Source organism: Mesorhizobium sp. M7A.F.Ca.CA.004.06.1.1 (assembly GCF_003999135.1).
Classification (GTDB): Bacteria; Pseudomonadota; Alphaproteobacteria; order Rhizobiales; family Rhizobiaceae; genus Mesorhizobium.
This window is the reverse complement of record NZ_RZPQ01000537.1, coordinates 1-4127: the sequence shown is the minus strand read 5'-3', so window position 1 is coordinate 4127 and position 4127 is coordinate 1. Positions and strand designations below refer to the sequence as shown.

Sequence of the window (4127 nt, the reverse complement as noted above, 5' to 3'; positions counted from 1 at the left end):
CCGTAAAGATATCCGATGCGGGCGACGGCGTCCTTCAGCCCTTCGCGCGACACCAGCATGGTGTGGCCGTTGGCGTGGATCATCGTGTCGGCGTCGGTCATGACGGCGACATGGCCCTTCCAGAACACCAGATCGCCGCGTCGCAACCCGGAGAAATCAGGTCCCGGTTCGAGCGGCTCGCCAAGTGTCGCCGCCTGCATGTCGGAATCGCGCAGCACGTCTTTGCCGGCCATGCGCATCGCCAATTGCACAAGGCCCGAACAGTCGATGCCGAAACCGGAAGTGCCGCCCCAGAGATAGGGCGTGCCGAGAAACGCCTCGGCAACCGCGACATAGTCGGAGGCAGCTTCACTCAGCGGCCGCAGGTGGCTTGCGATCAACGCCTCGCCGGAAGGCAGGACCGCATAGTGCGTACCGCGCGTCTCGGCGGCCTCCGTCACCGTCACCGTCGATCCCATCGACAATTGTCCGGCGATCGGAAAGCGCAGATCCGGCCCGGGGTAGAGGAAGGTGCGCGGCACGCAGACGATGTGCGTCGGCGCATGGTCCCGTTTGCCCAGCATCGTGTCGGCGACGTAGCCGACATAGCCGTCGCGTTCGGCCTGGACCCAGGCCCAGCCCTCAGCGACATCGAAGACCAGGACATCGTCGCCGAACAGCGCTTGCGTGTTGACGCCGGCGTCCGGCCGCGGCGCCTTGCGCATATCGGCCACTGACGCGGTGACCCGCGCCGGCCGGCCGGCGACGAAGCGCTCGGCGGTGACCTCGCCCTTCAGCCTTGCATCGGCGAGATCGGAGCGAAAAGCGTGAAGGCGGGCATCCCTGGCAGTCAAATCGAACACTCTGTTGAAAGGTAATGCGCTCACATCGGCAGTTCGAGCGCCTTGGCGATGATACCATCGCCGAAGCGCTCGACAAAGAGCGCGCCCTCGACCGTGCGCCTGATCAGCACATTGCGCTTGTCGAGTTCATCGCGGTGACGCGAAACGAGTTTCAAAGCGCCCATCGTGTCGAGCGCGCGGGTGATCACCGGCTTGGTGACATTGAGGCGCGCGGCGAGCCCGCGCACGGTGTGCGGTGGCGGGTCGAGATAGATGGTGAACAGGATCGCCGTCTGGCGCATGGTCAGATCGGGCGCGTCGTCGCGCACCTGTGACAGCATCACTTGCTGCCACAGTCGCAAGGCCTGGCTCGGGCGCATAGCAATCGACATCGCGCCAGCATGACGGCAAATTGTTTCGGTTCCGTTTCAGTCGAGGCAATTTTGCCGGCTCCGCCTGCAACCGTCAGCCGTAGCGTTTCGCGATGATCCGCTCTAGGGCGCGGATGCCTTGTGCCTCGCCGCCGGCGGGGCCATGCGGACGATCGGCCGGGTTCCAGGCGAAGATGTCGAAATGCGCCCAGCCCTCGGTCTTTTCGACGAAGCGTTTCAGGAACAGCGCCGCCGTGATCGAGCCGGCGAAACCGTCTGATGTGACATTGTTGATGTCGGCGATTTTCGACGACAGTTTTGCATCGTAGGGCCGCCACAGCGGCATGCGCCACAGAGGGTCCTCGGCCGCGACGGAAGCCGCCGCAAGATCGGATGCCAGCGCTTCGTCACTTGTGTAGAACGGCGGCAGATCGGGGCCGAGCGCGACGCGGGCAGCCCCGGTCAGCGTCGCCATGTCGACCAGAAGCTGCGGCTCCTCCTCGTCGGCCAGCGCCAGCGCATCGGCCAGCACCAGCCGCCCCTCGGCATCCGTATTGCCGATCTCGACAGTGATGCCCTTGCGGCTCGCAAGCACATCTCCGGGCCGGAAGGCGTTGCCGGCAATCGAATTCTCAACCGCGGGAATGAGCACGCGCAGCCGCACATTCAGCCCGGCAGCCATGATCATCGAGGCGAGGCCAAGGACATTGGCAGCACCGCCCATGTCCTTTTTCATCAGCAGCATGCCGGACGATGGCTTGATGTCGAGACCGCCCGTGTCGAAGCAGACGCCCTTGCCGACCAGGGTCACCTTCGGCGCCCCTTGCTGCCCCCATCGCATATCGATCAGGCGCGGCGCGCCGGCCGACGCACGGCCGACAGCATGGATCATCGGGAAATTCCGGTCGAGGAGATCGTCACCCTTGACCACCGAGACTTCGGCCTTGTGCCTGGCGGCCAGGGTCCGCACCGCCTGCTCCAAATCTTCTGGACCCATATCGCTGGTCGGCGTGTTGACCAGATCGCGTGTCAGGAAGACGCCATCGGCGATGCGGCCTACGCGCCCGCCATCGACGCCTGCCGGCAGGCCGAAGCGCAGCGCCTTGCCTGGCTTCTTGCCGTAACGGGTGAAGACATAGCCGCCGAGCAGCAGCGCGGTCGCCGCGAGGTCCGGCTCGGCCGGCGCCGAGGCGAAATGCCAGTCGCCTTCCGGCAAGGCTTTCGACAGCGCGCCAAAGGCGAGCGCGCCTTCGCCATCGCCGATACCAAACAAGGCGCCGCCGAGCGCCCCGTTTTCGCCGGGCACGACCAGCGTCCTGCCTGCCTCGCCGGAAAAGCCGTTGGCCCTGGCCCAGGCGACAGCGGCCGGCGCAAGGCCGGCCGCGTCCAGACCGTCCCTGGCGATCAGATGGACCGGCAGCGCGCCCGGCAATGTCTTCCCGACGAGTTCGACAGGCATGCGATGTTCTCCGTGTGAGTCGCCGTTCTTAACCGTCCGTTAGGGTTAACAGAATATTTCTGCGGGAGGGAAGACGGCCACGCAATGGCCGCGCACGAATGGAGGCTTAGGTGGCCATGCCGACCAACCGCAGGATCAATGCCAGGGGAAAACGGCTCATCACCACGGCCCTTGTGCTGGCGCTGGCGGCCGGCGTCGCCGGCTGCGGAACCGACAAGCTCTCCACCGGCTCTATCGCACGCACCAGCGGCAAACCGCTTGAAAGCATGTCGGCCGGCGAACTGCACAATGCCACCGGTGCACTTGGCCAATCCTACGCGAAGAACCCCAACGACAAGCGGATGGCGACGAACTATGCGGCGGCGTTGCAGATGGATGGCGACGCCGACCAGTCGCTGGCTGTGATGCGCAAACTCGCCATCGCTTTGCCCAAGGATCGTGACGTGCTTGCCTCCTATGGCAAGGCGCTGGCCGCCAATGGCCAGTTCGAGGCGGCGCTCGACGCCGTGCGCCGCGCTCAAACACCGGAATATCCCGACTGGAAGCTGGTGTCGGCCGAAGCGGCCATCCTCGACCAGACCGGCCAGAAGGACGATGCGCGCCAGCTTTACCGCAAGGCGCTCGACCTTAAGCCGAACGAGCCTTCCGTGCTCTCCAATCTTGGCATGTCGTATGTGCTGGAAGGTGACCTGCGCACCGCCGAAACCTATATGCGCTCGGCCGCGCAGCAGCCGAATGCGGACAGCCGCGTCCGCCAGAACCTGGCACTGGTCGTCGGCCTGCAAGGCCGGTTCGACGAGGCCGAGAAGATCGCCTCGCAGGAGCTCTCGCCCGAACAGGCGCAGGCAAACGTCGCCTATCTCAGGCAGATGCTGGCCCAGCAGAATGCCTGGAGCCAGCTCAAGGACCAGGACAAGCCGAAATCCGCGACCAACTGAGACCACAATCCCGATGCCCAACGAAGAAGCCGCGCTGCATGCGCGGCTTCTTCGTTTGAGGGAATGCAGGAATTTGCCTTGCCGCTACTGGGCGTTTGTTGCCGGCGCCGGATGATCGCCGAAGATACCGCGCTGGCTGACCTGAATGCCGGCGGGACCCAGGATGATGGCGAAGAGCACCGGCAGGAAAAACAGGATCATCGGCACTGTGAGCTTTGGCGGCAGGGCGGCGGCCTTCTTCTCGGCAGCATTCATGCGCATGTCGCGGCTTTCGGCGGCAAGCACGCGCAGTGCATGCGCCACCGGCGTGCCGTAACGCTCGGCCTGGACGAGCGCCTGCGACACCGACTTGACCGAATCCAGGCCGGTGCGGCTTGCCAGGTTCTCGTAGGCCTGCTTGCGCTCCGGCAGGTAGGAAAGCTCGGCGTTGGTGAGGATGAACTCTTCCGCCAGCGCCACCGATTGCGCACCGATCTCGTCGGCGACCTTGCGCAGTGCCGCTTCCACCGACATGCCCGATTCGACGCAGATAAGCATC

Annotated in this window: 5 protein-coding genes; 1 reads left to right on the top strand and 4 read right to left on the bottom strand. The window is 65.1% G+C overall.

Annotated elements, in window-relative coordinates:
• The 3 genes from EN906_RS25235 to EN906_RS25225 form a co-directional block, all read right to left on the bottom strand.
• Positions 1 to 833: NlpC/P60 family protein (locus EN906_RS25235; protein ID WP_164777345.1), on the bottom strand; the 833-nt coding region annotated here is incomplete at its 3' end.
• A gap of 29 nt (positions 834 to 862) precedes the next feature.
• On the bottom strand, positions 863 to 1213 hold the full coding sequence (locus EN906_RS25230; protein WP_013533675.1) for a MarR family winged helix-turn-helix transcriptional regulator: 351 nt from the start codon (positions 1211 to 1213) through the stop codon (positions 863 to 865).
• Between the two features lie 73 nt (positions 1214 to 1286).
• Positions 1287 to 2651 (bottom strand): M17 family metallopeptidase, encoded by a 1365-nt coding sequence (locus tag EN906_RS25225; RefSeq protein ID WP_127269471.1) that lies wholly within the window; start codon positions 2649 to 2651, stop codon positions 1287 to 1289.
• 116 nt (positions 2652 to 2767) lie between these two features.
• On the opposite strand from EN906_RS25225, the gene EN906_RS25220 reads away from it, so the two are divergent.
• On the top strand, positions 2768 to 3589 hold the full coding sequence (locus EN906_RS25220; protein ID WP_127269472.1) for a tetratricopeptide repeat protein: 822 nt from the start codon (positions 2768 to 2770) through the stop codon (positions 3587 to 3589).
• Positions 3590 to 3673: 84 nt separating this feature from the next.
• On the opposite strand, the gene EN906_RS25215 is transcribed toward EN906_RS25220, so the two are convergent.
• Positions 3674 to 4127, bottom strand: a 454-nt coding sequence (locus EN906_RS25215; RefSeq protein ID WP_164777344.1) for a type II secretion system F family protein, incomplete at its 5' end; no start/stop codon positions are given.